Source organism: Pectobacterium nicotianae, from assembly GCF_023272715.1.
In the GTDB taxonomy this organism is placed as follows: domain Bacteria; phylum Pseudomonadota; class Gammaproteobacteria; order Enterobacterales; family Enterobacteriaceae; genus Pectobacterium; species Pectobacterium brasiliense.
In genome coordinates, this window is record NZ_CP096821.1 from 4,316,631 (window position 1) to 4,342,029 (window position 25,399).

Annotated in this window: 27 protein-coding genes; 20 read left to right on the top strand and 7 right to left on the bottom strand. The window is 52.2% G+C overall.

The window, feature by feature from the left end; genetic code table 11:
- The first annotated feature begins 106 nt into the window (after positions 1-106).
- From MYB54_RS19160 to MYB54_RS19200, 9 genes are all read left to right on the top strand, one after another.
- Entirely contained in the window at positions 107-694 is a 588-nt protein-coding gene (locus tag MYB54_RS19160) for a YecA/YgfB family protein (RefSeq protein ID WP_039548009.1), read from the top strand.
- A 57-nt stretch (positions 695-751) separates the two neighbouring features.
- The gene (gene pepP, locus MYB54_RS19165; RefSeq protein WP_248721217.1) at positions 752-2,077 is read left to right on the top strand and encodes a Xaa-Pro aminopeptidase; all 1,326 of its coding nucleotides are present in this window, start codon (positions 752-754) and stop codon (positions 2,075-2,077) included.
- Between the two features lie 24 nt (positions 2,078-2,101).
- Positions 2,102-3,280: a 2-octaprenyl-6-methoxyphenyl hydroxylase gene (ubiH, locus tag MYB54_RS19170; RefSeq protein WP_205592233.1), complete on the top strand. Its 1,179-nt coding sequence runs from the start codon at positions 2,102-2,104 to the stop codon at positions 3,278-3,280.
- A gap of 28 nt (positions 3,281-3,308) precedes the next feature.
- Positions 3,309-4,520, top strand: a complete 1,212-nt coding sequence (ubiI, locus tag MYB54_RS19175) for an FAD-dependent 2-octaprenylphenol hydroxylase (RefSeq protein WP_248721218.1) — start codon at positions 3,309-3,311, stop codon at positions 4,518-4,520.
- 346 nt (positions 4,521-4,866) lie between these two features.
- Entirely contained in the window at positions 4,867-5,346 is a 480-nt protein-coding gene (locus tag MYB54_RS19180) for an Hcp family type VI secretion system effector (RefSeq protein WP_039510171.1), read from the top strand.
- A 6-nt stretch (positions 5,347-5,352) separates the two neighbouring features.
- Positions 5,353-6,099: a hypothetical protein gene (locus tag MYB54_RS19185; RefSeq protein ID WP_205593393.1), complete on the top strand. Its 747-nt coding sequence runs from the start codon at positions 5,353-5,355 to the stop codon at positions 6,097-6,099.
- Positions 6,100-6,127: 28 nt separating this feature from the next.
- The gene (locus tag MYB54_RS19190; RefSeq protein WP_205593392.1) at positions 6,128-6,445 is read left to right on the top strand and encodes a DUF2645 family protein; all 318 of its coding nucleotides are present in this window, start codon (positions 6,128-6,130) and stop codon (positions 6,443-6,445) included.
- A 60-nt stretch (positions 6,446-6,505) separates the two neighbouring features.
- Positions 6,506-6,937 carry a hypothetical protein gene (locus tag MYB54_RS19195; RefSeq protein WP_248721219.1) on the top strand — a complete coding sequence of 144 codons (432 nt, stop codon included), beginning with the start codon at positions 6,506-6,508 and terminating at the stop codon, positions 6,935-6,937.
- Positions 6,938-6,980: 43 nt separating this feature from the next.
- Entirely contained in the window at positions 6,981-7,283 is a 303-nt protein-coding gene (locus tag MYB54_RS19200) for a DUF2645 family protein (protein ID WP_205593390.1), read from the top strand.
- 50 nt (positions 7,284-7,333) lie between these two features.
- Here MYB54_RS19200 and curA read toward each other — a convergent pair whose 3' ends face one another.
- On the bottom strand, positions 7,334-8,371 hold the full coding sequence (curA, locus tag MYB54_RS19205; RefSeq protein WP_248721220.1) for an NADPH-dependent curcumin/dihydrocurcumin reductase: 1,038 nt from the start codon (positions 8,369-8,371) through the stop codon (positions 7,334-7,336).
- A gap of 94 nt (positions 8,372-8,465) precedes the next feature.
- Entirely contained in the window at positions 8,466-8,972 is a 507-nt protein-coding gene (locus MYB54_RS19210; RefSeq protein WP_010285299.1) for a TIGR00645 family protein, read from the bottom strand.
- 325 nt (positions 8,973-9,297) lie between these two features.
- Here MYB54_RS19210 and rhaT point away from each other — a divergent pair, with 325 nt between their 5' ends.
- The 3 genes from rhaT (at position 9,298) to MYB54_RS19225 (ending at position 11,519) form a co-directional block, all read left to right on the top strand.
- On the top strand, positions 9,298-10,332 hold the full coding sequence (gene rhaT / locus MYB54_RS19215) for an L-rhamnose/proton symporter RhaT (RefSeq protein ID WP_010285298.1): 1,035 nt from the start codon (positions 9,298-9,300) through the stop codon (positions 10,330-10,332).
- A 335-nt stretch (positions 10,333-10,667) separates the two neighbouring features.
- Positions 10,668-11,090: a DUF4265 domain-containing protein gene (locus MYB54_RS19220; protein ID WP_248721221.1), complete on the top strand. Its 423-nt coding sequence runs from the start codon at positions 10,668-10,670 to the stop codon at positions 11,088-11,090.
- A gap of 81 nt (positions 11,091-11,171) precedes the next feature.
- On the top strand, positions 11,172-11,519 hold the full coding sequence (locus tag MYB54_RS19225) for an immunity protein Imm33 domain-containing protein (RefSeq protein ID WP_248721222.1): 348 nt from the start codon (positions 11,172-11,174) through the stop codon (positions 11,517-11,519).
- Positions 11,520-11,731: 212 nt separating this feature from the next.
- Here MYB54_RS19225 and MYB54_RS19230 read toward each other — a convergent pair whose 3' ends face one another.
- Positions 11,732-12,346, bottom strand: a complete 615-nt coding sequence (locus MYB54_RS19230; protein ID WP_039499285.1) for a YagU family protein — start codon at positions 12,344-12,346, stop codon at positions 11,732-11,734.
- A gap of 654 nt (positions 12,347-13,000) precedes the next feature.
- Between MYB54_RS19230 and MYB54_RS19235 the strand changes: the two genes are divergently transcribed.
- Genes MYB54_RS19235 through MYB54_RS19250 form a run of 4 tightly spaced genes read left to right on the top strand, consistent with a single transcriptional unit; the run spans position 13,001 to position 18,116 of the window.
- Positions 13,001-14,614: an ABC transporter substrate-binding protein gene (locus MYB54_RS19235; RefSeq protein WP_248721223.1), complete on the top strand. Its 1,614-nt coding sequence runs from the start codon at positions 13,001-13,003 to the stop codon at positions 14,612-14,614.
- Positions 14,592-15,551 (top strand): ABC transporter permease, encoded by a 960-nt coding sequence (locus MYB54_RS19240; protein WP_043901801.1) that lies wholly within the window; start codon positions 14,592-14,594, stop codon positions 15,549-15,551. The genes MYB54_RS19235 and MYB54_RS19240 overlap by 23 nt, the downstream gene beginning before the upstream one ends.
- Positions 15,544-16,410 (top strand): ABC transporter permease, encoded by an 867-nt coding sequence (locus MYB54_RS19245; RefSeq protein WP_248721224.1) that lies wholly within the window; start codon positions 15,544-15,546, stop codon positions 16,408-16,410. The genes MYB54_RS19240 and MYB54_RS19245 overlap by 8 nt, the downstream gene beginning before the upstream one ends.
- Positions 16,407-18,116 (top strand): dipeptide ABC transporter ATP-binding protein, encoded by a 1,710-nt coding sequence (locus tag MYB54_RS19250; protein ID WP_248721225.1) that lies wholly within the window; start codon positions 16,407-16,409, stop codon positions 18,114-18,116. The genes MYB54_RS19245 and MYB54_RS19250 overlap by 4 nt, the downstream gene beginning before the upstream one ends.
- Positions 18,117-18,175: 59 nt before the next feature.
- Here the strand turns inward: MYB54_RS19250 and MYB54_RS19255 are convergent, their stop codons facing one another.
- The 4 genes from MYB54_RS19255 to rhaS form a co-directional block, all read right to left on the bottom strand.
- Positions 18,176-18,481 carry a type II toxin-antitoxin system RelE/ParE family toxin gene (locus MYB54_RS19255; protein WP_012822278.1) on the bottom strand — a complete coding sequence of 102 codons (306 nt, stop codon included), beginning with the start codon at positions 18,479-18,481 and terminating at the stop codon, positions 18,176-18,178.
- On the bottom strand, positions 18,469-18,759 hold the full coding sequence (locus tag MYB54_RS19260) for a CopG family ribbon-helix-helix protein (protein WP_248721226.1): 291 nt from the start codon (positions 18,757-18,759) through the stop codon (positions 18,469-18,471). The genes MYB54_RS19255 and MYB54_RS19260 overlap by 13 nt, the downstream gene beginning before the upstream one ends.
- Positions 18,760-18,820: 61 nt before the next feature.
- Positions 18,821-19,675: a helix-turn-helix domain-containing protein gene (locus tag MYB54_RS19265; protein WP_039279287.1), complete on the bottom strand. Its 855-nt coding sequence runs from the start codon at positions 19,673-19,675 to the stop codon at positions 18,821-18,823.
- Positions 19,676-19,699: 24 nt separating this feature from the next.
- Positions 19,700-20,539 (bottom strand): HTH-type transcriptional activator RhaS, encoded by an 840-nt coding sequence (rhaS, locus tag MYB54_RS19270; protein WP_014913998.1) that lies wholly within the window; start codon positions 20,537-20,539, stop codon positions 19,700-19,702.
- A gap of 336 nt (positions 20,540-20,875) precedes the next feature.
- On the opposite strand from rhaS, the gene rhaB reads away from it, so the two are divergent.
- From rhaB to rhaM, 4 genes are all read left to right on the top strand, one after another.
- Entirely contained in the window at positions 20,876-22,366 is a 1,491-nt protein-coding gene (gene rhaB / locus MYB54_RS19275) for a rhamnulokinase (protein ID WP_248721227.1), read from the top strand.
- Positions 22,363-23,625, top strand: a complete 1,263-nt coding sequence (locus tag MYB54_RS19280; protein ID WP_248721228.1) for an L-rhamnose isomerase — start codon at positions 22,363-22,365, stop codon at positions 23,623-23,625. Before rhaB ends, MYB54_RS19280 begins: the two co-directional genes overlap by 4 nt.
- Before the next feature lie 4 nt (positions 23,626-23,629).
- Positions 23,630-24,454, top strand: a complete 825-nt coding sequence (gene rhaD / locus MYB54_RS19285) for a rhamnulose-1-phosphate aldolase (RefSeq protein ID WP_248721985.1) — start codon at positions 23,630-23,632, stop codon at positions 24,452-24,454.
- Between the two features lie 105 nt (positions 24,455-24,559).
- Complete coding sequence (gene rhaM, locus MYB54_RS19290; protein ID WP_010285280.1) at positions 24,560-24,874, top strand: L-rhamnose mutarotase; 315 nt, start codon at positions 24,560-24,562, stop codon at positions 24,872-24,874.
- Positions 24,875-25,399 lie beyond the last annotated feature (525 nt).

Here is a 25,399-nt window from a genome sequence, read left to right on the forward strand (position 1 = left end):
GCAACTATATATAGCCGAGATCTAAGATACAAGCCCTTTCTGGTATCGAAAGGGAGCTTGGTGGTAGCATAGCACGAACCAATCCAGCCAACGATGACGAATCCGCATGTCTATAGAGAATACGTTTCCCGCCTATGAAGGCCTTGACCAACTGCTTCACCAACAGCAAGTCGCGCTGACCGCAGCAGAAATGCACGGTTTGATCAGTGGGATGCTGTGTGGTGGAAACCATGACGATAGCTGGAGAACGCTGGTTTTTGAACTGACTAATGAAGGCATGGCGTTTACCCAGACGCTGTCGCAGCCGCTTCAGGACCTGTACCAGGCTACGCGTGAAGCGCTGGAAGATGATGGTTTTCTGTTCCAGCTTTTCCTGCCGGACGATTCGCTGGATAGCGTGAGCGTTTTCGATCGCGCTGACGCGCTGGCGGGCTGGGTCAACCACTTCCTGCTTGGGCTGGGCGTGGCTCAACCGCAGTTGAACAAAGCCAAAGGTGAGCTGAAAGAAGCCATCGAAGATTTACGCAACATCGCACAGCTTGGCTACGACGAAGATGAAGATCAGGAAGAGCTGGAGCAATCGCTGGAAGAAGTGATTGAGTATGTTCGCGTTTCTGCCATTTTGTGTCATACCGAGTTTACCAGCCAGCGCGTTGTGACTGCGCCCGAGCAGCAAAAACCGACGCTGCATTGATTGTTATGCAAGGCAGAAGGGAAAGGTAACCGCACGGACTACTTTCAGGAGCAGGTGATGAATCCACAAGAATTTCTTCGTCGTCGTCAGGTACTGTTGGAAAAAATGGCACCGGGCAGCGCGGCGATTATTTTTTCTGCGCCGGAAGCGCAGCGCAATGCCGACAGTGACTATCCTTATCGTCAAAATAGCGATTTCTGGTATTTCACCGGCTTCAACGAACCGGAAGCCGTGCTGCTACTGGTAAAAAGCGATGCCAAACATCATCACAGCGTGATCTTCAACCGCGTACGCGATCTGACGGCCGAAATCTGGTTTGGTCGTCGTCTCGGTCAGGAAGCGGCACCCGCCAAACTCGGCGTTGACCGCGCCCTGCCGTTTGGCGAAATCGGCGCACAGCTGCATCTCTTATTGAATGGACTGGACGTGGTGTACCACGCGCAAGGGCAGTACGATTATGCCGACAAGCTGGTCTTCGCCGCGCTGGACACCCTGCGCAACGGCACCCGTCAGGGTTTTGCTGCCCCTGCTACACTGACCGACTGGCGCCAATGGGTTCATGAAATGCGCCTGTTTAAATCACCGGAAGAAATCAGCGTAATGCGCCGCGCCTGTGAAATTACCGCATTGGCCCACACGCGAGCCATGCAGAAATGTCGCCCCGGCATGTATGAATATCAGCTTGAAGGCGAAATTCACCACGAATTTACCCGTCACGGCGCTCGCTATCCTTCTTACAACACCATCGTCGGCAGCGGCGAAAACGCCTGTATCCTGCATTACACCGAAAATGAAACACAAATGCGCGACGGCGATCTGGTGCTGATTGACGCTGGCTGTGAATACAAAAGCTATGCTGGCGACATTACCCGCACCTTCCCCGTGAACGGTAAATTTACCGCGCCGCAGCGTGCCATTTACGACATCGTGCTGCGCTCACAGCTGCGCGCGCTGGAGCTGTTTGGTCCGGGTCGCAGCATCCGTGAAGTGAACGAAGAAGTGGTGCGCATCATGGTCAGCGGGCTTATCAAGCTCGGCGTGCTAAAAGGTGAAGTGGAAGAGCTGATTGCCGAGCAGGCACATCGCCAGTTCTTCATGCACGGCCTCAGTCACTGGCTGGGTCTGGACGTACACGATGTAGGCAATTACGGCACCACCGATCGGGGCCGCCCGCTTGAACCGGGTATGGTACTGACCATCGAGCCGGGTCTTTACATCGCGCCTGATGCCAAAGTACCACAGCAGTACCGTGGAATCGGTGTGCGTATCGAAGATAACATCGTGATCACCGAAAACGGCAATGAAAACCTGACGGCTGGCGTAATCAAAGACGCTGATGCCATCGAAGCGCTCATGGCGCAACGGCATGATAAACAACACTAAGCAGCCCTTTCAAAGGACAACAGCATGGCGGTCATGATTGTCGGTGGCGGGATGGCGGGCGCAACGCTGGCGCTGGCAATATCGCAGCTTTCGCAGGGCGCAATCCCGGTTGACCTGATCGAGGCACACTCGCCACTCGACAAGGAACATCCGGGTTTTGACGCACGCGCCCTCGCGCTGTCTGATGGCACACGTCAGCAGCTCGCAGCGCTGGGCATCTGGCAAGCGCTGTCGGGTAATGCAACGGCGATAACCGACATTCACGTCAGCGAACGCGGGCACGCCAGCGTGGTGAACCTGAAGGCCTCGGACTATCACGTTCAGGCATTAGGCCATGTGGTTGAACTGCACGACGTCGGACAACGCCTGTTTTCCCTGCTGCAACAGGCACCGGGCGTGCGTCTGCACTGCCCAGCCAAAGTCGTGGCCGTCACGCGGACGCAGGATAATGCGACGCTAACGCTGGACGACGGCACTGAGCTAACGGGTCAATTACTGGTCGCCGCGGACGGTTCGCGCTCCATGCTGTCGCAGTCCTGCGGCATTCAATGGCAGCAGCATGACTATGATCAGATCGCGACCATCGCCAATGTGACAACTGCCGAACCCCATCGCGGCCGCGCGTTCGAGCGATTTACCCCGCACGGCCCGCTGGCGCTCTTGCCGATGAGCAACGGGCGCTGCTCGCTTGTCTGGTGCCATGACAAACACCGTCAACATGAGGTAGATGGGTGGAGCGAAGCCGAATTTCGCCAACAGCTACAGCAGGCTTTCGGCTGGCGTCTGGGGCAGTTCACCCATATCGGCGAACGCCACAGCTATCCGCTGCGCTTACTCACGGCCAGCCAGCATATTAGCCATCGGCTGGCGCTGGTGGGTAATGCGGCACAAACGCTGCACCCGATTGCCGGACAAGGCTTTAATCTGGGGATTCGCGATGTGATGTCGCTGGCGGAAACCCTCGTCGATGCGGCAAAAAACCAGCAGGATATCGGCCAGTACACGGTACTCAACCGCTATCAACAACGGCGCACACCCGATCAACACAGCACGGTGGCGATCACCGATGGACTGGTCAGGCTGTTCGCTAACCGCTATGCCGCGCTGACAATCAGCCGTAATCTGGGTCTGATCGCCATGAATAACCTGCCGCTGATGCGCGACGCCTTTGCTCGTCGCACGCTAGGCTGGGTAGAACGTTAATTAAGCTCGCCAACAGGAAAAGACGGAAATGCAATCATTCGACGTGGTTATTGCCGGTGGCGGTATGGTCGGTCTGGCGCTAGCCTGCGGCTTACAGAGCAGTGGCCTGCGTATCGCCGTGCTGGAGAAACAGGCGACCGAACCTCAGCCGCTCGGGAAAGACCATGCCCTGCGCGTCTCCGCCATCAATGCCGCCAGCGAATGCCTCTTGCGCCATATCGGCGTCTGGGAAAATCTCGTGGCGCAACGCGTCAGCCCTTACAACGATATGCAGGTATGGGACAAAGACAGCTTCGGCAAAATCAGCTTTAGCGGTGAAGAATTCGGCTTTTCCCACCTTGGGCATATCATTGAAAATCCGGTAATTCAGCAGGTGCTGTGGCAACGCGCCTCACAGTTAAGCGATATAACCCTACTCTCCCCCGCCTCGTTAAAACAGGTCGCCTGGGGCGAGAACGAAGCCTTTATTACGTTGCAGGACGACAGCATGCTGACCGCCCGGCTAGTGGTCGCTGCGGACGGTGCGCATTCGTGGCTGCGCCAGCATGCGGATATTCCGCTGACCTTTTGGGACTACGGCCATCACGCGCTGGTCGCCAATATTCGAACTGAACACCCTCATCAATCCGTTGCGCGTCAGACGTTTCACGGTGACGGTATTCTGGCGTTCTTGCCGCTGGACGAGCCTCACCTTTGTTCAATTGTCTGGTCGCTTTCACCGGAGCAGGCTCAGGCAATGCAAAGCCTGCCAGCAGAAGAATTCAATCGTCAGGTCGCTATGGCGTTTGATATGCGCCTGGGGCTATGTGAACTAGAAAGCGAACGCCAGACTTTCCCACTGACCGGCCGCTACGCTCGCAGCTTCGCGGCACACCGGCTGGTGCTGGTCGGCGACGCAGCGCACACCATTCATCCGCTGGCGGGGCAAGGCGTCAATCTGGGTTTCATGGATGTCGCCGAACTGATTGCGGAAGTGAAGCGCTTACAGGCGCAGGGCAAAGACATCGGCCAACACCTTTATCTGCGACGCTATGAACGCCGCCGCAAACACAGCGCCGCAGTGATGCTCGCCAGCATGCAGGGGTTCCGCGAGCTGTTTAACGGCGATAATCCGGCGAAAAAGCTGCTGCGTGATGTCGGTCTGGTGCTGGCGGATAAATTGCCCGGCATTAAACCCACGCTGGTACGTCAGGCAATGGGTTTACACGATCTGCCAGACTGGCTTAGCATCGGAAAATAATAAAACCAGAATAGATAATAAAGCTCGCCGCCTAAGCGGCGAATTATCAATAACGTTTTCATCTTAATTAAATCACTAATTTCTTTAGCCATCTCCTTTGTTATTTAATCGATCATTATTTTTTGTTTATATAATAAAGCCATCATCAAAACATAATTAGCAGAGTAATAAAAAACCGCCCCGCACAACTAATTGTAATTTAAAACAATCAATTATGGTATTTTGGAAAGGATATCTTCCTGGCAGGAATCCTATTTCTTATTAAATAGCCGAGTTCTTCTTTTATTTAATAAAGATTTACGTTATAACGTCTCTAACAAGGATTTTTTAACAGGGAGTTACACGAATGGCTAATTCTATTTTCATGAAGATCACCGGAAAAATTCAGGGACTGATCTCTGAAGGGTGTTTAAGTATCGACTCTGTAGGAAATAAACATATCTCTGGTCACGAAGATGAAATTTTTGTTTATGCCACAAATTACGACTTATCAAGAGATCGACACGTCAATCATCACCCCTTTTCCGTAACCAAAGTCGTTGATAAATCCACACCGCTCTTGCTCACCAGCATCGCCAACAATGAGCTAATGGAAGTTGAATTGAGGTATTACCGCACCTCCGCCAGCGGGACCCAAGAGAACTACATGACAATCACATTGAGAGATGCGTCTATTGTCAACCTCTCTAATCAAAACCCCAACTCATTGACACATAACGACATGCAGCCATTTGAAACCCTGAGTCTGCGTTATGAAAGCATTACCTGCCAGCACAATATTGCAGGGACATCGGGATACAGCATATTAACTGAGAATATGTACTGATAAACCATGAATAAATTCAATGATATTATCAACGAATGCGACCTTAGTTTTTCTGATTGGGGAAAGAACTACCCACGTTGGTCGCCTATTGACTTCGTTTGGTGGAAAACATTTGGCGGTGATGATTATTTAAATAAATACAAGGATAGTTATATTATTTTCCATAAAGAGAAAATAAAAGATATTGCTCGACAATATAAAATACCAGCAACGCTCCTTGCTTTGGTTGCTCGTTCCGAAGCCGGAGGTATGGTTGATTATTTCAAATATCCAACATTATTTGGCAGACAGGTGGTTTATTCTTACGGTGGTTGGTCAGGAATGGAAAAAATCATACCGCCTCCAGAGAAAACATCAATAGGTATTATCGCTATGCAAATTAGGGTGGTTGCCGAAATTTTCGGCAAGAATCCCAGTGAATTGAAAAATGCTGAAGCAACGTACATCTCCATTTGTCTAAATAAAGATAATTTCAATCTTACGATGGTCGCACGCCATCTTTATGAGTTAATCAATTACGACTACCCTGGTGCTGACACGTTGAACCTAACAGACGAGCAGTTTATTCTTGCTGGTTCACGCTATAATAGAGGCATTGAACGCAGTCACAGTGATTTTATTCGTTCGATAAATGCAGAAAAAAGTTTGGTAGATGTAAGGGACTGGACGTCATATGGTAGAAGAATGTTAAGTCATCGCGAAAAAGTAACAAAATTGCTTTATAGCAGTACAACTGTTATGCAAAGGCCGTAGCATAAACATGCAGCCAGGAGAAATATCAATGTCACGAGCAAAAAAATACCTCTATCATGTTTATTTTTATGCCTATTCCGCTTTATGCCTTTTTTGGATCAATGCTTTTTCTACCACTGAGTATGAATGGATGATAGATGGTGACTCAGTTGCAGATTTCTGTGAGGTTCCAGAAGGCGATACTGATGGTTCTTTCAGTTTTATCATTGTTCCTTTATCTATACCCTTTTTTCTGGCTAATCGCCTTCTGATTGAACGAAACATACTAAGAATAATCACCTATCTTGCGATACTTATGTATCACTCATACCGTTTCTATACACGAATCAGTCTTTGTCCAAATTAGTCTATTTTGAATAAACTATAAACCAATAAAATTGACGAATTGAATAAAAAAGACAATAATATGTTGAAATTTAAATACAGTGACTTTATAAAAGCAATATTTTTACTATTTATCTCAATTGGCATATTTATTATTTTCGCAGGATTCTTCTACGAAGAAAGTTACCACTATAAAAAAGATGATCATTTTACACATTATACTTTAACTCTAGATGAAGTAAAAGACATATCTATTATTTCTGACAACTACGAATTTTACTATTACTCACCAGATGGCACGCGGCGATTAACCAATGGCGTAGTTTTTTATAACCCAATGCCTGAGCGTAAAACTGAATTGGTAAAATACATAGAGACGCTTGGATTTAAAAAATCCAAAAGCATCCCATGGAGTTACGGAAATATAAGTGAAGTATGGATAAAAGGACATGATGAGGTTAATTTAATGCAAGATGATAAAAACAGAACGATTGATATCTCATTTATTAAATAGTAAGATTAATTTTTCATCAGAATTCAAAAAGGAATTTGAAAGCATGTTAAAAAAAAATCACATCGATAACATCTATTTTTATTCTTATTCTGCCTTGTGTCTTTTTTTAATCCATGCTTTTTCTACAATCGAATATGAATGGCTATTTGGTGACAGCTCACTTAAAAATTTTTGTGAAAACCCGAGAAGTTATTCTGATAGTTTTTCAAATTTCATTATCATCCCTTTGTCTATACCTTTTCTTTTGGTTAAACGAACACCACCAAGAATAATTACTTACCTTGTTATTCTCATGTATTACTCAGGCAGTTTCTATACACGTGTGACTATCTGCCCGTACTGGTAACACATTCTGTCGAGTGCAAAACTCGCCGCCGCAGCGGCGAGTCTGGTGTATTAGGCATCGGGTCCAACTCTGACCACTAATTTACCGAAGTTGCGGCCATGTAGCAGGCCGATAAAGGCTTCGGGGGCGTTTTCCAACCCGTCGACGATCTCTTCGCGATATTTGATCTTACCTTCTTCCACCCACGGCGACACATCCTTCCAGAACTCATCGAAGCGATGACCATAATCATCAAAAATGATGAATCCCTGCATACGGATACGCTTTTTCAGGATAGTCCCCGCCAGTAGCGGTAAGCGGTCTGGGCCATCAGGCAACCCAGTAGCATTGTAGCCAGAGACTAATCCGCACACCGGAATACGCGCCGAGGTATTCAGCAGCGGCAGCACGGCGTCAAAGACTTTCCCGCCGACGTTTTCAAAGTAGATATCGATTCCCTTTGGACAGGCTTGTTTCAGTTGTTCAGCAAAATCATCCGCCCGGTGGTCGAGGCAAGCATCAAATCCCAGTACTTCAACCGCATAGCGACATTTTTCCGCGCCCCCCGCCACGCCAACAACCCGACAGCCTTTCAATTTCCCGAGCTGCCCAACCGTCGCACCAACCGGGCCAGTCGCGGCAGCCACCACCAGCGTTTCACCCGCTTTAGGCTGGCCGATATCCGTTAGCCCCATATACGCAGTGAAGCCCGGCATACCCAGCACGCCCAACGCGTAGGAAGGATTTGTAGGCGACTGACCCAGATTGGTTAATCCTTTGCCGTCGGAAATCGCATAATCCTGCCAACCGCTGAAGGACAGCACCCAATCGCCGGTCTGATAATCTGGGTGTTTTGATTCCACCACGCGGCTGATTGTCCCGCCGACCATCACGTCATTCAGTTCGACGGGTTTAGCATAAGAAGGGGCGTCGCTCATGCGGCCACGCATATAAGGGTCAAGGGAGAGAAACACCGTACGCAGCAGGATATGTCCTGAATCGACCGGTGGGATAGGCTGCTGTTCCAGACGGAAAGTCTCTTGTGTTGGCGCGCCGTGCGGGCGCTGAGCCAGAACCACACGGCGGTTAATTTGATCGGTTTGCGGCATAATATCCTCCGTTAAACAAAGCGTGTTGATAAAATCACTTCGTTAACAATAGGATCTGTTCTTTCATCTGGCTACGCAAACCGTGCGGCGTTCATTATGCCGTTTTGCTTTTTTCGTAACGCGACATGCGATCCAGATACCCCATGACCAGTGCAGACAGCACAAACGTCAAATGGATAATCACGTACCACATCAGCTTGTTATCCGGGATATTACGGGCATCCATGAACACGCGCAGCAGATGGATCGACGAGATAGCGACAATCGAGGCGGCAACTTTATTTTTCAGCGAGCCGGAGTCCATCTTACCGAGCCAGTTCAGCTTTTCTCTGCCTTTGGAGATATCCAGCGCCGAGACAAAGTTCTCGTAACCGGACAACATCACCATCACCAGCAATCCGCCGACCAGCGTCATATCGATGAGTGACAGCAGCACCAGCACCAAATCTGCTTCAGCGATATCCAGGATATTAGGCAGGACGTGGAACACCTCCTGGAAAAACTTGATCGCCAGCGCCAACAATCCCAGCGATAGCCCGAGATAAACGGGGGCAAGCAGCCAGCGCGATGAGTACATCAGATTCTCAATAAAACGTTCCATAACTCACTATATGCGGGTGGAAAAGAGGGAAATAATAGCGAAAAGTCCTGCTGTGGTGTTAATCAATTCTTGAGCAGAATGCACCATTTACAGAATGCTCTGCCCTGTCTTGCCCTCAACGATGATTTCCGCGTTTTGTGATCGGACCGGCCCCCACCTTCAAACCGATGCCGTCCTCCTGTCGCTCGTGGCACGCATCTGAAGGTTCACCCTTTTTCACCTTCCTACACTGTCTAGCGCCAGCAGGTCTGGCAGCAATCATACACTGCACTCTACATTCAGAGCCGAATACAGGCTTACCACAAAATAAAACAAGGGGTTACGCATGAGCGATCCTATTTTCCTTGGTATTTTCTGGCACTTCATCGGAGCGGCCAGCGCGGCCTGCTTCTATGCACCATTTAAGCAGGTCAAAAACTGGTCGTGGGAAACCATGTGGTCACTGGGCGGATTTTTCTCGTGGATTATCCTGCCCTGGTGCATCAGTTGGTGGTTACTGCCTGATTTTTGGCGTTATTACGGTTCATTCGATATGGCGACCCTACTCCCCGTCTTTCTCTTCGGCGCGATGTGGGGGATCGGCAATATCAACTACGGCCTGACGATGCGCTACCTTGGCATGTCGATGGGCATCGGTATCGCTATCGGCGTGACGCTGATTATCGGCACGCTGATGACGCCCGTCCTGCAAGGCAAGTTCTCCATTCTGTTTGGCTCGGCAGGCGGACGCATGACGCTACTGGGCGTGCTGGTCGCGGTCATTGGCGTCGCGATTGTCAGCTATGCCGGTTTACTGAAAGAGCGTGCGCTCGGTATTCGCGCCGAGGAATTCAACCTGAAAAAAGGGCTGATTCTGGCCGTGATGTGCGGCATCTTCTCCGCAGGAATGTCCTTTGCGATGGATGCTGCGAAACCCATGCACACCGCAGCACAAGAGCTGGGGATCAGTGCACTGTATGTCGCACTTCCCAGCTACGTGGTGATTATGGGCGGCGGTGCCATCGTCAACCTAGGCTTCTGTTTCATCCGTTTGGCGACCTGCAAGGGAATTTCATTAAAAGCCGATCTGGCACAAGCCAAACCGTTGCTGATTGCCAACGCACTCTTCGCCATTCTGGGCGGCGTCATGTGGTATTTGCAGTTCTTCTTTTATGCCTGGGGACACGCCAATATCCCAGCCGATTACACCTACATCAGTTGGATGCTGCACATGAGTTTCTACGTATTGTGCGGCGGCATCGTCGGGTTACTGTTTAAGGAGTGGAAGGCCGTGGGGCAAAAACCAGTACGTATGCTGGTTCTCGGCTGCGTGGTCATTATTCTGGCAGCGAATATCGTCGGGTTAGGCATGGCCGCGTAAGCGCCCTATCATCGCGTTCGGTATCATCAAAGCGAGTACCGAACGCGATGACAATAGCGTCAATCAACTGGCGGAAAAATACGTTGAGCCGTTGATGTGTATTCCTCTCTATATCCTGCCCTGGTAAAAACGCCATTTCTGCTGCTGTATTTGCCCTCGTAGAGTGAAATACCGGTGAAAGATGAGAATAACGCGCTTCCCAGACGTACGGAAAACAAGATACGACAGCGTATTTTGGGCTAACATCGGGATAGCGTTTTACTTCACTGACTCAAGTATTGGTAATCACTGAACCTATGTTAGTTAATGTCTATGTCGCACATGACGATAAGCCCGTGTTTGAAGAGTTACCTGTCCGGGAAATCGAGAAGGACACTTACGAATTGCTGTCTTCTCCCAGCCTTGCATTAAACCTGGCGCGTGGAGATATTTTCCGCATTAAAGACAAGCATGCGCACCCGGAAGTGTTAAAAAGAGGCGGCAATTTTTGCATTCATATTTATGCCGATGAGATCTCCCCTGAAAACATCACCTGTTTAGAGAATGATGTGGTTAGCCAGTTGAACGGAACATTAGACGGCGTATTTCAGGGAAATCTGACATTGGCCGTTCCGGCAAGAAATGGGATGGATAAGATTGCCGACGTTTTCGACGCCTTTCGCGAAAAAACAGGCATCGAATGGTACTTTGCGAATATTTATAAGAACATTGACGACGATGAAGACGAAACGCTTTTAAATTGGTGGCTGGATAGCTAGGTGCCCACGGCTAGCCCCTCAGGTGAAATAACGTATTTTCGAACATTCCGGCATGCACGAAAAGCGACAGCGGACTTAACCATGCAAAATGCAGATCGAACCCTACCCAATGCGCGACAGAAACAGACCTGCGATAAGTACCAATTACCGCAGCATCCTCCAGAAGACATGGTCGCGATTGCTTTAGATACCTTACAACGCTCGCCCATTTACGGAACCCGAATCACATTGCCAGAAAACGGCACGATAAGCTGGTTTATCCACTGTGGCGAGCATTCATCCGAGAGCGGTTTTTATCAGGCTCTTCACACCAGTCATTTAGCGGACACGCTGCCTGAAGTCGTACCGTATCTCTTTTTACCCGAAGGGACGAAATTCATTATCGATCGAGCAGGATATGAAGACGTTTGGACGGACGAAACAGAATAGATGACGTTTTCTGCCTCTGCCTAAATCCATCGTTTCCCCGTTGAATGCCTTTCTCGTCGTCATACGGTGCGAGAGGCTATTGTTCATGGAGAAAATTGTTCGTGGGTAAGATCGAAACCGTTGATTTATTAGAAGCAGTTGATTTATTAATAGTGCGATACTTAAATAATAAGCATCGCACTATTTCACATTATCTAAAATAAAATCACAGCCTATCGTGAAGCACTCAAAGGAATCTCAGGATCAGGTTCGTGAGTCATTCGATTACGTAAATCACGGCGAATAATCTCAATAGACCAGAACCAAATGAGATGGCCTACGATTTCTGATACATGCTCATACCAAGGGAGAACAAACAGAGATGGCGTAAGCCCCATCAATGGGAAAGAAATCATATGGACAAATAATTGAGCCAGCGCACCAGCCAACAGACCTTGCCATAATTTTATTTTAGGAAATACTTCTGCAACAACGCAGTAACCTACAGCGAAAACAATAGAGAAAATAATATGCGTCACACCCACCCAATTGAATACGTGGCCGGCAAAGGTATAAACCGCCGCATTAGGGTCAACAACCCCAAGCCAATCGCGTAAAAAGATGTAGGGAGGGTTAAGAAAATTACGAGAGCAATCAATTTTCTCGGCCGCTCTAATCAGTGATTCTGGTGCACAAGCACCGGTAAACATATCAGTAGGACTACGTGGAGGAAGCGGGTTTTCTGCGCCCCACTTAACGAAAGATGAAACAATACCTGCAATCAAACCAATAAAAGCAGCTAATCCATAGCGTCTCCGGGAGGGAGATGTTTGTTCAAAGAAGTTCATTTTTTTACCAATCTAACCATTAAAGGTTATAGTCTTACATAGACATCATGTACTTATAAAGAGGTTAATTGATATATCGAACAATCTCTCTAGGTTATTTTGTTATTAGGAACGCAGTTTTAAATTTTATAAAAATAAAAAGAATAAATCACACGTTTATTTTTTGTGAAACTTTTATTCAATCATTGAAAAACCAGATTCTCTAACATGTCTAAAATGTATATCCCAAATGATGCGAAAGAATAATAATTCACCAATAATATTATCAATAAGAAATAACCTGGTTATTTTTTTGTGAAAGAATAACAGTTCAGTCACTCATCCTCTCGCCCTGCATTCCTCTCACTCAGAATATTTCCTCACCTCAAAAAAAGCTGATATTCATTTTCGGCAGTTCGAGGGGATGAAAAATCTAGCACGCTTCATTCTCGCTTGTTTATTAATCAATGCCGAACCAATCCGGGCGCTGATGTTCCTCACGCCCGTGTAGCGATAGGCAATCCCCCCTGTCGCAGAGGCGTAACAACCTTTCGCATATATATTTTTATGGAATTGAAAATCAATTTTTATTCTTTTACATGCATAAGGCCACCCTTTAGAGTAGCGAAAAGACCGCCGTGTATGGCCTCATGTCATTGGTAAGGGACACAGGGAATGGAAAAAAATCATCCGCAAGTTACGACTCTCGCCGCAGGGTTACTCTCGTTACTGTTTGCATTCAACCCCGGCGCGTACGCGGCGGAAACCGGAGAAAAACCGGTGTCTGGCGGTATTCTGAATGTTGGATTGGGCAGCGATACGCCGATTATCGACCCACACATTACGGCCTACGGCGTTACCGCGCTGATTGCGCGTAACGTGGTGGATTCACTGGTAGGACAGGCGGAAGATAACCGCTTTACGCCCTGGCTGGCGGAAAGCTGGAAAATTAACGACAACAACACCGAGTACACCTTCCACCTGCGCAAGGACGTGACGTTCAGCGACGGCACCAAGCTGGATGCGGAAGCGGTGAAATACAACATCGAACGTATTCTCGATCCGAAAACCACCTCCAGCTACGCAAAATCGTTGTTAGGTCCTATCGATAAGATCTCAACGCCGGATGATTATACGATTGTGCTCCACTACAGCTCACCGTTTGCGGCGCTGTTACAAGGCCTGAGCCTGCCGTATCTGGGCATTCAATCACCGACTTACCTGAAGAAAACACCAAACACTAGCACCACCGTGGTGGGTTCCGGTCCGTTTATTCTCGATTCCTTTGTGAAAGGCAGCGGCAGCAAGCTGACGAAGCGTCCTGATTACAACTGGGGACCGGGTTATGCCAAGCACACGGGACCAGCCTATCTGGACGGTCTGGTGTTCAAATATCTGCCGGAAGCGTCGGTTCGCCTCGGCGCACTGAGCAGCGGTCAGATTCAGGCGATTGACGCCGTACCACCGGCTAATTTCCCGACGGTGAAGCGCAATCCGAAGCTGGAAGTGATCACCTATGAGAACCCGGGCGTTAACCGTGTACTCTATCTCAACACCACCAAAGGCCCTTTCCAGGATGTCGCGGTGCGTAAGGCATTCCAGAGTGCAGTGGATACCAACGCGGCGGTGAAAGTCGCCTTCTTCGGTACGCTGAAAGCCGCCGATAACGTGCTCGGCCCGGCCACGCTGTACTACGATCCGAGCGTTGCATCCCGCTGGGGCTTTGATGTGAAAAAAGCCAACGAACTGCTGGATAACTCAGGCTGGAAACAGAAAGACGGCGAAGGCTTCCGAACCAAAGATGGCCAACGCCTGAGCGTCAGCTTCGTTTACGCCTCAACCAACGTTGAAGCTGCGGATGTCGCGCTGTTCCAGGCGGTGCAATATCAGGTGAAGCAGGCAGGCTTCGAAGTCAAACTGACGCCGGTTGATGCGGGTGAATTCACCACGCGCACCAATGCCAACGAGTACGATATCGCTTCTAACTTCTTCGTGCGTGCAGAGCCGGATATTCTGCGTACCGTCTTCGATTCAGCCTATGCACCACCGAACGGCAACAACTTTACGCGTATCAGCGTGCTGAATGACAAGCTGAGAAAAGCCATCGGCGCGGGCGAAGCAGAACGTAAACAGCTCTATAGCGAAATACAGCGTGAGGTCATCGATCAGGCGTATGTTGTTCCGCTGTATATTCCTGCCTACCAACTCGGCCTGTCCAAACAGGTACAGGGCATAAGCTGGGCCACCAACGCAAAACCGAACTTCTATGATGTCTGGATTAAACGTTAATCTGTACGCGATAGGTAAACGTCTTTTCACTATTCTGGCTGTGCTCTGGGGCGCAGCCACATTGACGTTTATTGCTGTCAAACTGATCCCCGGCGATCCGGTCGCCATTCTTAGCGGCGGCGATAACGTGGTGGATGAAGCCTATCGCGCCGTGCTCATCAAACAATTTGGACTCGACCAGCCGCTGTGGGTGCAATATCTGCGCTACTGCGGACAGGCGCTACAGGGTGATTTTGGTGTCAGCTATCTTTATCGCCTGCCAGTCGGCAGCGTGATTAGCGATGCGATGCATGAAACGCTACCGCTGGCGCTCGGCGGCCTGATTCTGGCGCTGCTCCTTGCCATCACCAGCGCACTGCTGACCGCAGGTCGCTATGGTGTAATGCGTACCAGTGTGTCCTGGCTGGAACTCACGCTGCTTAGCACGCCGGTCTACTGGATTGGTATCGTTCTGCTAAGCCTGTTCAGCTTTCGTCTGCAATGGTTTCCGGTCACGGGTAACGATGGCGTCATGTCGCTAGTGCTGCCAGTCATCACGCTGAGCCTACCGATTGCCGCTATTTTGAGTCAGGTGCTGCGCGACGGTCTGGAAGATGCACTCTCCCAGCCGTTCTCGCTCACCGTGCGCACGCGCGGCGTCAGTGAAATTCGGCTACGCTTCCGCCACGGTTTACGCCATGCGGCGCTGGCCGCCTCAACGCTGACCGGCACGCTGCTGGCAAGCGTACTCGGCGGCTCCGTGCTGACCGAAACCGTCTTTGGCCGCGCGGGTATCGGGCAGGTCACGCTGAGCGCGATTGAAAACCGCGACATGCCGCTGGTGCTGGGCGTCGTCATGCTGTCCGCGTTCCTGTTCGTCGTTATCAACCTGCTGGTAGATGCGCTGTACCTCATTATCGATCCCCGCTTACGCAAGAAGGCGAGCGCCCATGAGTAGTGAACCGATGCCCTTCACGCAGACACCCTCAAGAAAAACCTATCGCAGCCCGTGGCTGAGCACGCCGACGTTGCTGCCTGCGGCTATCGTTTTCCTGCTGGCGCTGGCGGTCTTTTTCCCCTCGCTATTTACCAGCCGTACCGCCGACGAAATGGATATGGGCGCGGTATTCCAGTCGCCGAATAGCACTTACTGGTTCGGCACCGATCAGCTGGGACGTGACATTTTTTCCCGCATCGTTCACGGCACCTCGCTGTCGCTGGGGATTGGCGTCGGCGCGATGCTGATCGCCTGCTTCGGCGGCGTGCTGTTTGGCACGCTGTCGGTGCTCGCACCGCTGCGCATCCGGCAGGTTCTGGTACGTCTGCTGGACATCATGCTGGCGTTTCCCGATCTGCTGTTGGCGTTGCTGGTGATCGCCGTCCTGGGACGCGGACCGGAAAACACTATGCTGGCCGTTGGTCTGGCGGGGATTGCTGGCTATGCGCGTTTGATTCGTTCTCAGGTACTGCAAGTCAGGCTATCCGGCTACGTTGAACATGCGATTGCGTTGGGTGAACACCCGCTGTATATCGTCTTCCGCCACATCATTCCCAATACGCTGCGCCCGCTGCTGATTGTCGCCACCATTGGCGTCGGCCACGCGGTGCTGTCCGCCTCGGCGCTGAGCTTTCTCGGATTGGGCGTCGTCCCACCGACCGCCGAATGGGGCGCGCTACTGGCTGACGGACGCAACTTCCTTGATATCGCACCGTGGGTCAGCCTGCTGCCCGCCAGTGTCGTCGCGCTGTCGGTGATTTCCATCACGCTGCTGGGACGTCGTTTACAAGCCATTTTGGCAAAAGGAGAGGCACGATGAGCCTGAACACACATTCTCACCCCTCTCATTCATCTTCAGAAACGTCCGCAAAAACGCCGCTGCTGCGCGTAGACGGCCTGAGCGTCACATTTCCCAGTCCTTTCGGCCCCGTTCGTTCGGTTAAAAACCTTTCTTTTCAGGTGAATGCCGGAGAAATTCTGGCGCTGGTCGGCGAATCGGGTTCGGGGAAATCCGTCACCGCCCGCACGCTGGTGGGTCTGGCCGGTGAAAACGTTGACGTACAGGCAAACGCGATTGAGCTCACGCGCCATGATGGTAGCCTGTGTGATTTACGCTATCTGACCGACCGCGACTGGCGGGCGATTCGTGGCCGTGAAATCGGCTTTGTTTTGCAGGATGCGCTGGTGTCTCTCGATCCGCTGCGCAAGATCGGGCAGGAAGTCGCCGAACCGATTCTGACCCATCGCCTGTTGCCTCGCCAGCAGATTCCCGCACGCGTCGCCGAACTCCTGACGAAGGCGGGCATTCCCGATCCAGAGAATCGCGCAGCGCAGTATCCGCATGAACTGTCCGGCGGGCTACGTCAGCGTGCGCTTATCGCTTCCGCGTTGGCGGCGGGCCCACAGCTGCTGATTGCTGATGAACCCACCACCGCGCTGGACGCCACGGTGCAAAAGCAGGTGCTGAAAGTCTTCACCGCATTAGCGCAGGCTGGGCACGGCGTTTTACTGATCACCCACGATCTCGCCGTTGTCGCAGAGGTAGCGGATCGCGTCATCGTGATGCAGCAAGGAGCGCTGGTAGAAGGCGGTGAGGCGAAGCAGATCCTGTCCGCGCCGACGCATCCCTACACCCGCAAGCTGCTGGCGGCGATCCCGACCGCGTCTACCCGTGGAAAGTGGCTGGCTGGTGCTGACCCTTTACAGAGCGGCATTGCACCGTCACCCGCTTCTTTGGCAGCCAATCACACCAACACCGGCGACGCCATTGCACTCACGGCGGATCGGATTGCGGTGTCGTTCAAGCGCCCTGACGGCAGTCGGATGCAGGCCGTCAATCAGGTTTCTCTCCAGATCAAGCGCGGCGAAACGTTGGGCATCGTTGGGGAATCCGGTTCGGGGAAAACCACGCTGGGCAAAGTCATTCTGGCGCTGCAAAAGCCGGACAGCGGTGAAGTCCGACTCGCGGACAATGCCTGGAGCACGTTAACGGAACGCGAGCGCCGACCGCTGCGCGCACGCATTCAGACGATCACGCAGGATCCGCTCAGTTCGTTCGATCCACAATTTACCGTCGCCCAGATCCTGAACCAGCCGCTGCGCCTGCGTCGCGATTTGAGCGATGATGAGAAACAGCGGCGCATTCTGACACTACTGGAGTATGTCGGCTTGACGCCCGACTTGCTGAGCCGTCGTCCCAGAGCGCTGTCTGGCGGGCAACGCCAGCGCGTCTCGATCGCACAGGCGCTGGCTTCAGAACCCGAGATTCTGATCTGCGACGAACCGGTCTCGGCGCTGGACGTCACCACACAGGCGCAGGTGCTGGATTTGCTAGTGGCGTTGCAACGCCAACTGGGGCTGACGATGCTGTTCATCTCCCACGATCTAGGCGTGGTACAGCATATGAGCCATCGCATCGCGGTCATGAAAGACGGGGATATCGTAGAAACGGGGCCGGTCGAGCAGATCTTCAATCAGCCGCAGCACCCTTACACGCGCCTGCTGCTTTCAACGGTGGCGGAGTAGCGCTGTTGGCGTGTAGTGGCACGCTGAATTTGGCGAATGGGTAATCTCAGAGGACAGGATTAAGGGTTTTGGTAACCGGCTTCTTTTTGATGCTTGACGGTCAGGATCACTACTCTGTCAGTCAGTTCATCATGGCGGTAAAGCATCACGTACCCGCTGCTGCCGAATTCGATCACCAGTTCCTGATATTCAAGAGGGAGATGTTCAACGGGTCGCCCGATATTCGGCAGCGCTTCTAACTGACGAATGCCCCGAATCAAAACTTCAGCGGCCTTTTTCGCAGCCAGCGCATTTTTGTTTTTTAGAAAATCCTGCAGACGCTGCAAATCACGTCTTGCGCGTTCTGAAACAATCACTTGTGGCATGCAGGCGCATCCTGTTCACTCCCAGAACCCCAGGATTCTAACCAGGTGACCGTCTCATCGGCGGTGATGTGCTCGCCAGTGCTCTGGTATTCCTCCCACGCGGCCAGCGCCTCTTTACGGTACTGACTGCGTTTTTCTTCACGCTTCACGTATTCGGTGATGGCTTCCAGCATTAGCGCATGGGCTGAGCTATGGCGGTCATCGGCCAACGTTTTCAGTCGTTCTTTAATGTCCTGATCGATGCGCAGCGTCGTGGTTTGGCGTGGCGTGTCAGCCATGATGTGCTCCGATTAATATCACTGGTGTCACCAATGATATTAACCCTGAATGATGCGGGTGTCACTCCACATTCAGGAAGCGCTGGCGGTAGGCGCTGGGTGAAACGCCGAACGCCTGATGGAACACCACAGAGAAGTAGTTGCTGTCTTCAAAACCGCACAACGCGGCAACGTCGCCGATGGTTTGCAGGTCATAACGCAGCAGCTCCATCGCCTTGCATAGCCGCAGCTGGCGCAGGTAGTGCGGCACGCTCATGCCGGTTTGTTCTTTAAAGCGCGAACGCAAGCTGCGGGCGCTGAAGTGGTGCTGTTCGCAAAAGGCTTCAAAGCGGAACGGTGCTGCGATACTGGCACGCAGCGCATTCATCAACATATCCAACTGATGCGCATCGGCCAGCTGTGGGCTATCCGGCGTGTGGCGATAGCGCGCCGCCAGCAGCGCAATCTGCAGCAGCAGCGCTTCACTCAGTTGCAGCGACAGCGCATCCGACTTCATACACTCCTGCCTCAACGCATCCACCTTCTCGCGGAGGGTATCCATGCCTTCCGAGCCTAAACACCAGTGGCGCTGGCTTTGTGGCAGCTCCCCGCCCGGCAGTAACGCTTGCCAGTCGGCAGATAGCGTCAGGCGATTGCGAATATAGAGAATGTTGTCCAGTTCGAGCCCGTGGACGGATTCATAGCTGTGGCGATCGTTCGCGGAGACATAGAACATATCGCCGCGAGTAATGCGGTAAGGCACATCATTCCAGAGGTGCAGGCCATTGCCACGCCAGACAATCACCAGTTCGTCGAAATCATGATGGTGTAGCGGAAACACAGGCTGTGGATGCCGTTCGGCAACCATCACGGCATTCTTGTCGGTGAGGAAATAGTCTTCAGTCTGTAATTTCAAACCCCGTATTACTGTCGTCATTCCCTCACCCGCAGTTGCCGTTACCTACTCTTCACGAGAAAACGCCTGATGGCGCAGTGACTTAGGTGCCTGCGAGAATGCCTTGCGGAATTGCGTCGAGAAGTGATTGCTGTCGCTAAATCCACAGGCGTGCGCAATAGTGGTGATGGAATCATCACTCTGCTGCAACCGCCGACGAGCCTCCAGTAATCTTAACCGATTCAGATAGCGTTGTGGCGTCATACCGGTGTGTTGTTTGAGCTGACGGTGCAGCGTTCGCAGCGGCAGCGAGAACTGATCGGCCAGACTGCCCCAGTTTACCTCTTCGCTGTAGTTGTTTTGCAGCCAACCCAGCAACGCCTGTACCCCCTGACGCTCGGAGCCGTTGGCCTGCGTCTGGAAACAGTGTTGGCGCAGTTGTACCAGAATGTGCAGAAACAGGCTCTCGCTGGCGGCAATCGCTTCCGGTGCATCGCTCTGCGCCAGCTCCGCCAGACTGTTCATCGACTGTTTCAACTGCTGCATCCCCGCCGCATTCACCTGCCATTGCCCTTGCCACTCGCCGTTCGGGCCATACGGTAAAAAGGCAGCGATATCGGAAAGGAAGCGGAATCCGCGCGGCGAGCGGTACAGCATGTTGGTCAGGCACAGCCCTTCGACATCTTCAAACAGATGCCGATCGTTATCGCGAACGAAGAATACCGAACCGCTGCACAGAGCGTAGGGCTGATCGTTAAACACATGGACGCCAGCACCCTGCTCCACCAGCACGATTTCCCAGAAATCATGATAATGCTCAGGAAACGCCGCTTGTGGGGTACGCGGCTCCACCGCAACCGTTACGGCACGCGAAGTAAAAAAATCATCACCACGAAGTAACGTCATTTCAGTTCTCCATTCAGCCTCTGGCAAAAGTGCAGCCTTTGAAAAAGGGTAGTCAGAAGCCACAAAACCGGCCTTCAAATACCGTCGCCCACACGCCATCTGACTGCTCTTTTTTTAAGATCGCACCGCCTAATTGATTGAAGTGTGGCAAGGATCACACCGCTTTTTCCCTGATTTTTTCATGGTTATTCCCTGAATAATTTCCCAGATTGTGAGCCCTTTCACGGTCAGCTTTGTCATTTTGCCAGCCGCCTGTTGTAGATGGCACTCATAGGAAGGTGTCTTCTGTTACCGCTCCTTACACTGCAACACATCCAACAAGTAAGGAGTGCGGCTATGGCGGTGAAGAATATCGTGGCGGTGGATTTAGGTGCATCCAGTGGTCGGGTCATGCTGGCAACCTTGCACACCGCAACGCAGCATCTGACGCTGAAAGAAATTCACCGTTTCAGCAATACGCTGGTGTTTCAGGACAACCATCACCAGTGGGATCTGGCCGCGCTGGAAGGCGACATCCTCACCGGATTACACCAAATCGATGCCATGGGTATCACCCCCGATAGCATCGGGATAGACAGCTGGGGCGTGGACTATGTGCTGCTGGATAAGGACGGGCAGCGTGTTGGCCTACCCTATTCCTATCGCGACCACCGCACCGACGGCGTGATGGCTACCGTCACCGCCGAGCTGGGGCGTGAGGCGATCTATCAGCGCACCGGCATTCAGTTCCTGCCGTTTAATACGCTGTACCAGCTTAAAGCACTGTGTGACACATCATCTGACGATCTGAATCAGGTGGCACACCTACTGATGATTCCCGACTATTTTCACTATCGTCTCACCGGAAGTCTGGTCTGCGAATACACCAATGCCAGCACGACCCAACTGCTTAATCTGGAGCAGAAAACCTGGGACAGCGAACTGCTGGACTATCTGGGCATCCCGCGCCGCTGGTTGAGCGATCCGGTGCAGCCGGGACACGCTGTAGGGAACTGGACAGCGCCAAGCGGACAGCAGATTCCCGTCACCGCTGTCGCCACGCACGACACCGCCAGCGCGGTGGTCGGCGCACCGTTGCTGAGCCGCGACAGCGCCTACCTCAGTTCCGGCACCTGGTCACTAATGGGTATCGAGAGCGACACGCCGTTTAACAGCCCGCAGGCGCTGGCCGCCAATATCACCAACGAAGGTGGCGTGGATGGCACCTATCGGGTACTGAAAAACATCATGGGGCTGTGGCTGCTACAGCGCGTTTGTCAGGAGCGTGACATCAAGGATTTAGGCGCGCTGATTCAGTCCGCCGCCGCTCTGCCCGCTTTTGTCAGTCTGATTAACCCGAATGACGATCGCTTTATCAATCCGCCGTCCATGCATCAGGCGATCCGCGACTATTGCCGTGAGCACGGCCAGCCCGTGCCCCAAAGCGATGCCGAACTGGCACGCTGCATCTTCGACAGCCTCGCGCTGCTCTACCGACAGGTGGTACTGGAACTGGGCGAACTGCGCCACGCGCCAATCCGCCAGTTGCATATTGTCGGCGGCGGCAGCCAGAACGCCTTCCTGAACCAGCTGTGCGCCGATGTGTGCCAGATTCCGGTTCTGGCCGGGCCGGTCGAGGCCTCGACGCTTGGCAATATCGGCTGCCAACTGATGGCGCTGGACGCCGTCACCGACCTTGCCGCATTCCGGCACATGCTGACTCATAACTTCCCTCTGCATCGCTATACCCCGCGTGCGGAGAGTGATTTTGCCGGGCACTGGCGTCGTTTTCAGGCGCTCAGCCAGCCAGAAACCGCCCCACAGGGCAAAAAGGAGACTACGCAATGAGCACACCAATTGAAACCGCCTGGCAACTGGCAAAAGCGCGCTACGCCAGCATGAATATTGACGTAGAGGCCGTGCTGGAACAGCTCGACCAGATTCCGGTGTCAATGCACTGCTGGCAGGGCGACGATGTGGCCGGATTCGAGAACACCGGCGGGCCACTCACCGGCGGTATTCAGGCCACCGGCAACTACCCCGGCAAAGCGAGCACGCCGGATGAACTGCGTGCCGATCTGGAACAGGCCTTTGCGCTGATCCCCGGTCCCAAACGGCTGAACCTGCACGCCATCTATCTGGAATCTGCCCAGCCCGTCGCCCGCAACGAGATTGCCCCCGAGCATTTCAGCACCTGGGTTGAATGGGCCAAGCGCCACCAGCTTGGGCTGGATTTTAACCCGACCTGCTTTTCTCATCCGTTGAGCGAGGACGGCTTTACCCTGTCGCACCCGGACGAAAAAGTACGCCGCTTCTGGATTGAACACTGTCAGGCCAGCCGCCGGATTTCCGCCTACTTCGGACGCGAGCTCGGCACGCCGTCTGTAATGAACATCTGGGTGCCGGACGGTATGAAAGATTTGACCATCGATCGTCTGGCGTTCCGCCAGCGGCTGCTCAGCGCACTGGATGAGGTCATCGCCGAGCCGCTCGATCAGGCACATCATATCGACGCGGTGGAAAGCAAGCTGTTCGGGATCGGCGCGGAAAGTTTCACCGTCGGCTCCAGCGAATTCTGCCTCGGCTACGCGGCCAGCCGCGGCACCGCGCTCTGTTTGGATGCCGGACACTTCCACCCGACCGAAGTGATTTCCGACAAGATCTCCAGTGCGATTCTGTACGTTCCGCGTCTGCTGCTGCACGTCAGCCGTCCGGTACGCTGGGACAGCGACCATGTGGTACTGCTGGATGATGAAACGCAGGCCATCGCACACGAAATTGTGCGCCATAAACTGCTCAACCGCGTGCATATCGGACTCGATTTCTTTGATGCCTCGATCAACCGCATCGCCGCCTGGGTCATCGGCACCCGCAATATGAAGAAAGCCCTGTTGCGCGCGCTGCTGGAACCCACGGAAACGCTGCGCACACTGGAACAAAACGGCGATTACACCGCGCGTCTGGCCCTGCTGGAAGAGCAAAAATCGCTGCCGTGGCAGGCCGTGTGGGAACACTACTGCCAGCGTCATGACGTCATCCCGGGCAGCGAATGGCTGCAACAGGTGCGTCAGTATGAAGAAACCATCCTCACTCAACGTCAAGGGTAAGATTATGCAAGCAATTCTCTCTTCCTGGTTTGTACAGGGAATGATTAAAGCCACCAGCGACATGTGGCTCAAAGGCTGGGACGAACGTAACGGCGGTAACGTCAGCCTGCGCCTGACGGCTGAGGATGTGACGCCTTATGAAAGCGATTTCTACCCGCAGCCGCGTCATGAAGCCCTTTCGCAGCCGATGCCTGCGCTGGCTGACTGCTGGTTTATCGTCACCGGCTCCGGCAAATTCTTCCGCAACGTGCGGTTGGATCCGGCAGATTCACTGGTGGTGTTGCAGGTCGATAGCGACGGTAAAGGCTACCGCATTTTCTGGGGGCTCACCAACGGCGGCCTGCCGACTTCTGAACTGGCTTCGCATTTCCAGTCGCACATTGTCCGTATGGGCGTCACTCACGGACGCGACCGCGTTATCATGCACTGCCACGCGACCAATCTAATTGCCTTGAGCTATGTGCTGGAGCTGGATACCGCTAAGTTCACCCGTGAACTGTGGGAAGGCAGCACGGAGTGTCTGGTCGTCTTCCCGGATGGCGTGGGGATTGTGCCGTGGATGGTGCCGGGCACCGATGCCATTGGCGATGCCACCTCCGAACAAATGAAGCGCCATTCGCTGGTGCTGTGGCCTTTCCACGGTATCTTCGGCACTGGCCCGACGCTGGATGAAGCTTTCGGCCTGATCGATACCGCCGAGAAATCCGCCGAAGTGATGGTGAAAGTGATATCGATGGGCGGTAAGAAACAGACGATCTCAACCGAAGAGCTGATCGCGTTGGGTAAACGTTTCGGCGTCACGCCAATGGAAGCCGCGCTGCGCGTGTAGCAGATTTTAAGCATAAACTACTTTCAGCATAACATTACCTTCAGCCTCAACTCGCCACGGCCTCACCGCCGTGGCGTTCTGCCAACGACTACGGGGGATTCATCCATGTTGCGTAAGGCTTTTGTGATGTCAGTTTTTCCTGACAGCCACGATGAATATCAGCGTCGCCACAATCCTATCTGGCCGGAACTGGCCGAGGTGCTTAAGAATCACGGTGCACACCACTACAGCATTTTTCTGGATAAGCAGCGCAATCTGCTGTTCGGCTATGTCGAGGTCGAATCCGAAGCACGCTGGGAAGCGATTGCACAAACGGACGTCTGCCAGCGCTGGTGGAAACACATGAGCGACGTCATGCCCGCCAACCCTGATAACAGCCCGGTTAGCGATGCGCTGGAACCGGTGTTCTATCTGGACTAACGCATTCTCTGAACCACGCATCATCGTGTAGCGGTAATAACATTACCGCTGTGTCATTATTGTTGAAGCTATAAAAAAGAAATAATGTGTCATTTAATTAATGAATCCCGTTACCTATTATTTTTAAGTTACATACCCTAAATAATTCAAGTTTCAGGAAGGCGGCAAGCGAAGGAATCCCGATGAGCTTACTTGAGTAAGTGATTCGGGTGACTGAACGCAGCCAACGCACATGCAACTTGAAGTATGACGGGTATAAATAATTATCGATTATTGATGGCAGTCACATTTTATTTTTCCTATTTGTGAAATATCCATCTTTCACATTAAAAATAAAAACATTTATTAAAACAATCCTTAACAACCGCCCTTCATTTAAAAATAATCCATTGCCAGTTTAAAAATAAACAGAATTTAGTGTCGCCATAATGAATCTGATTATTATTAAGTTCCGTTTATTCACCAACCTCTCTTTATCGAATTAGGTATTATAAAGATCTTATTTTCTTTGCCGTTATCACTACT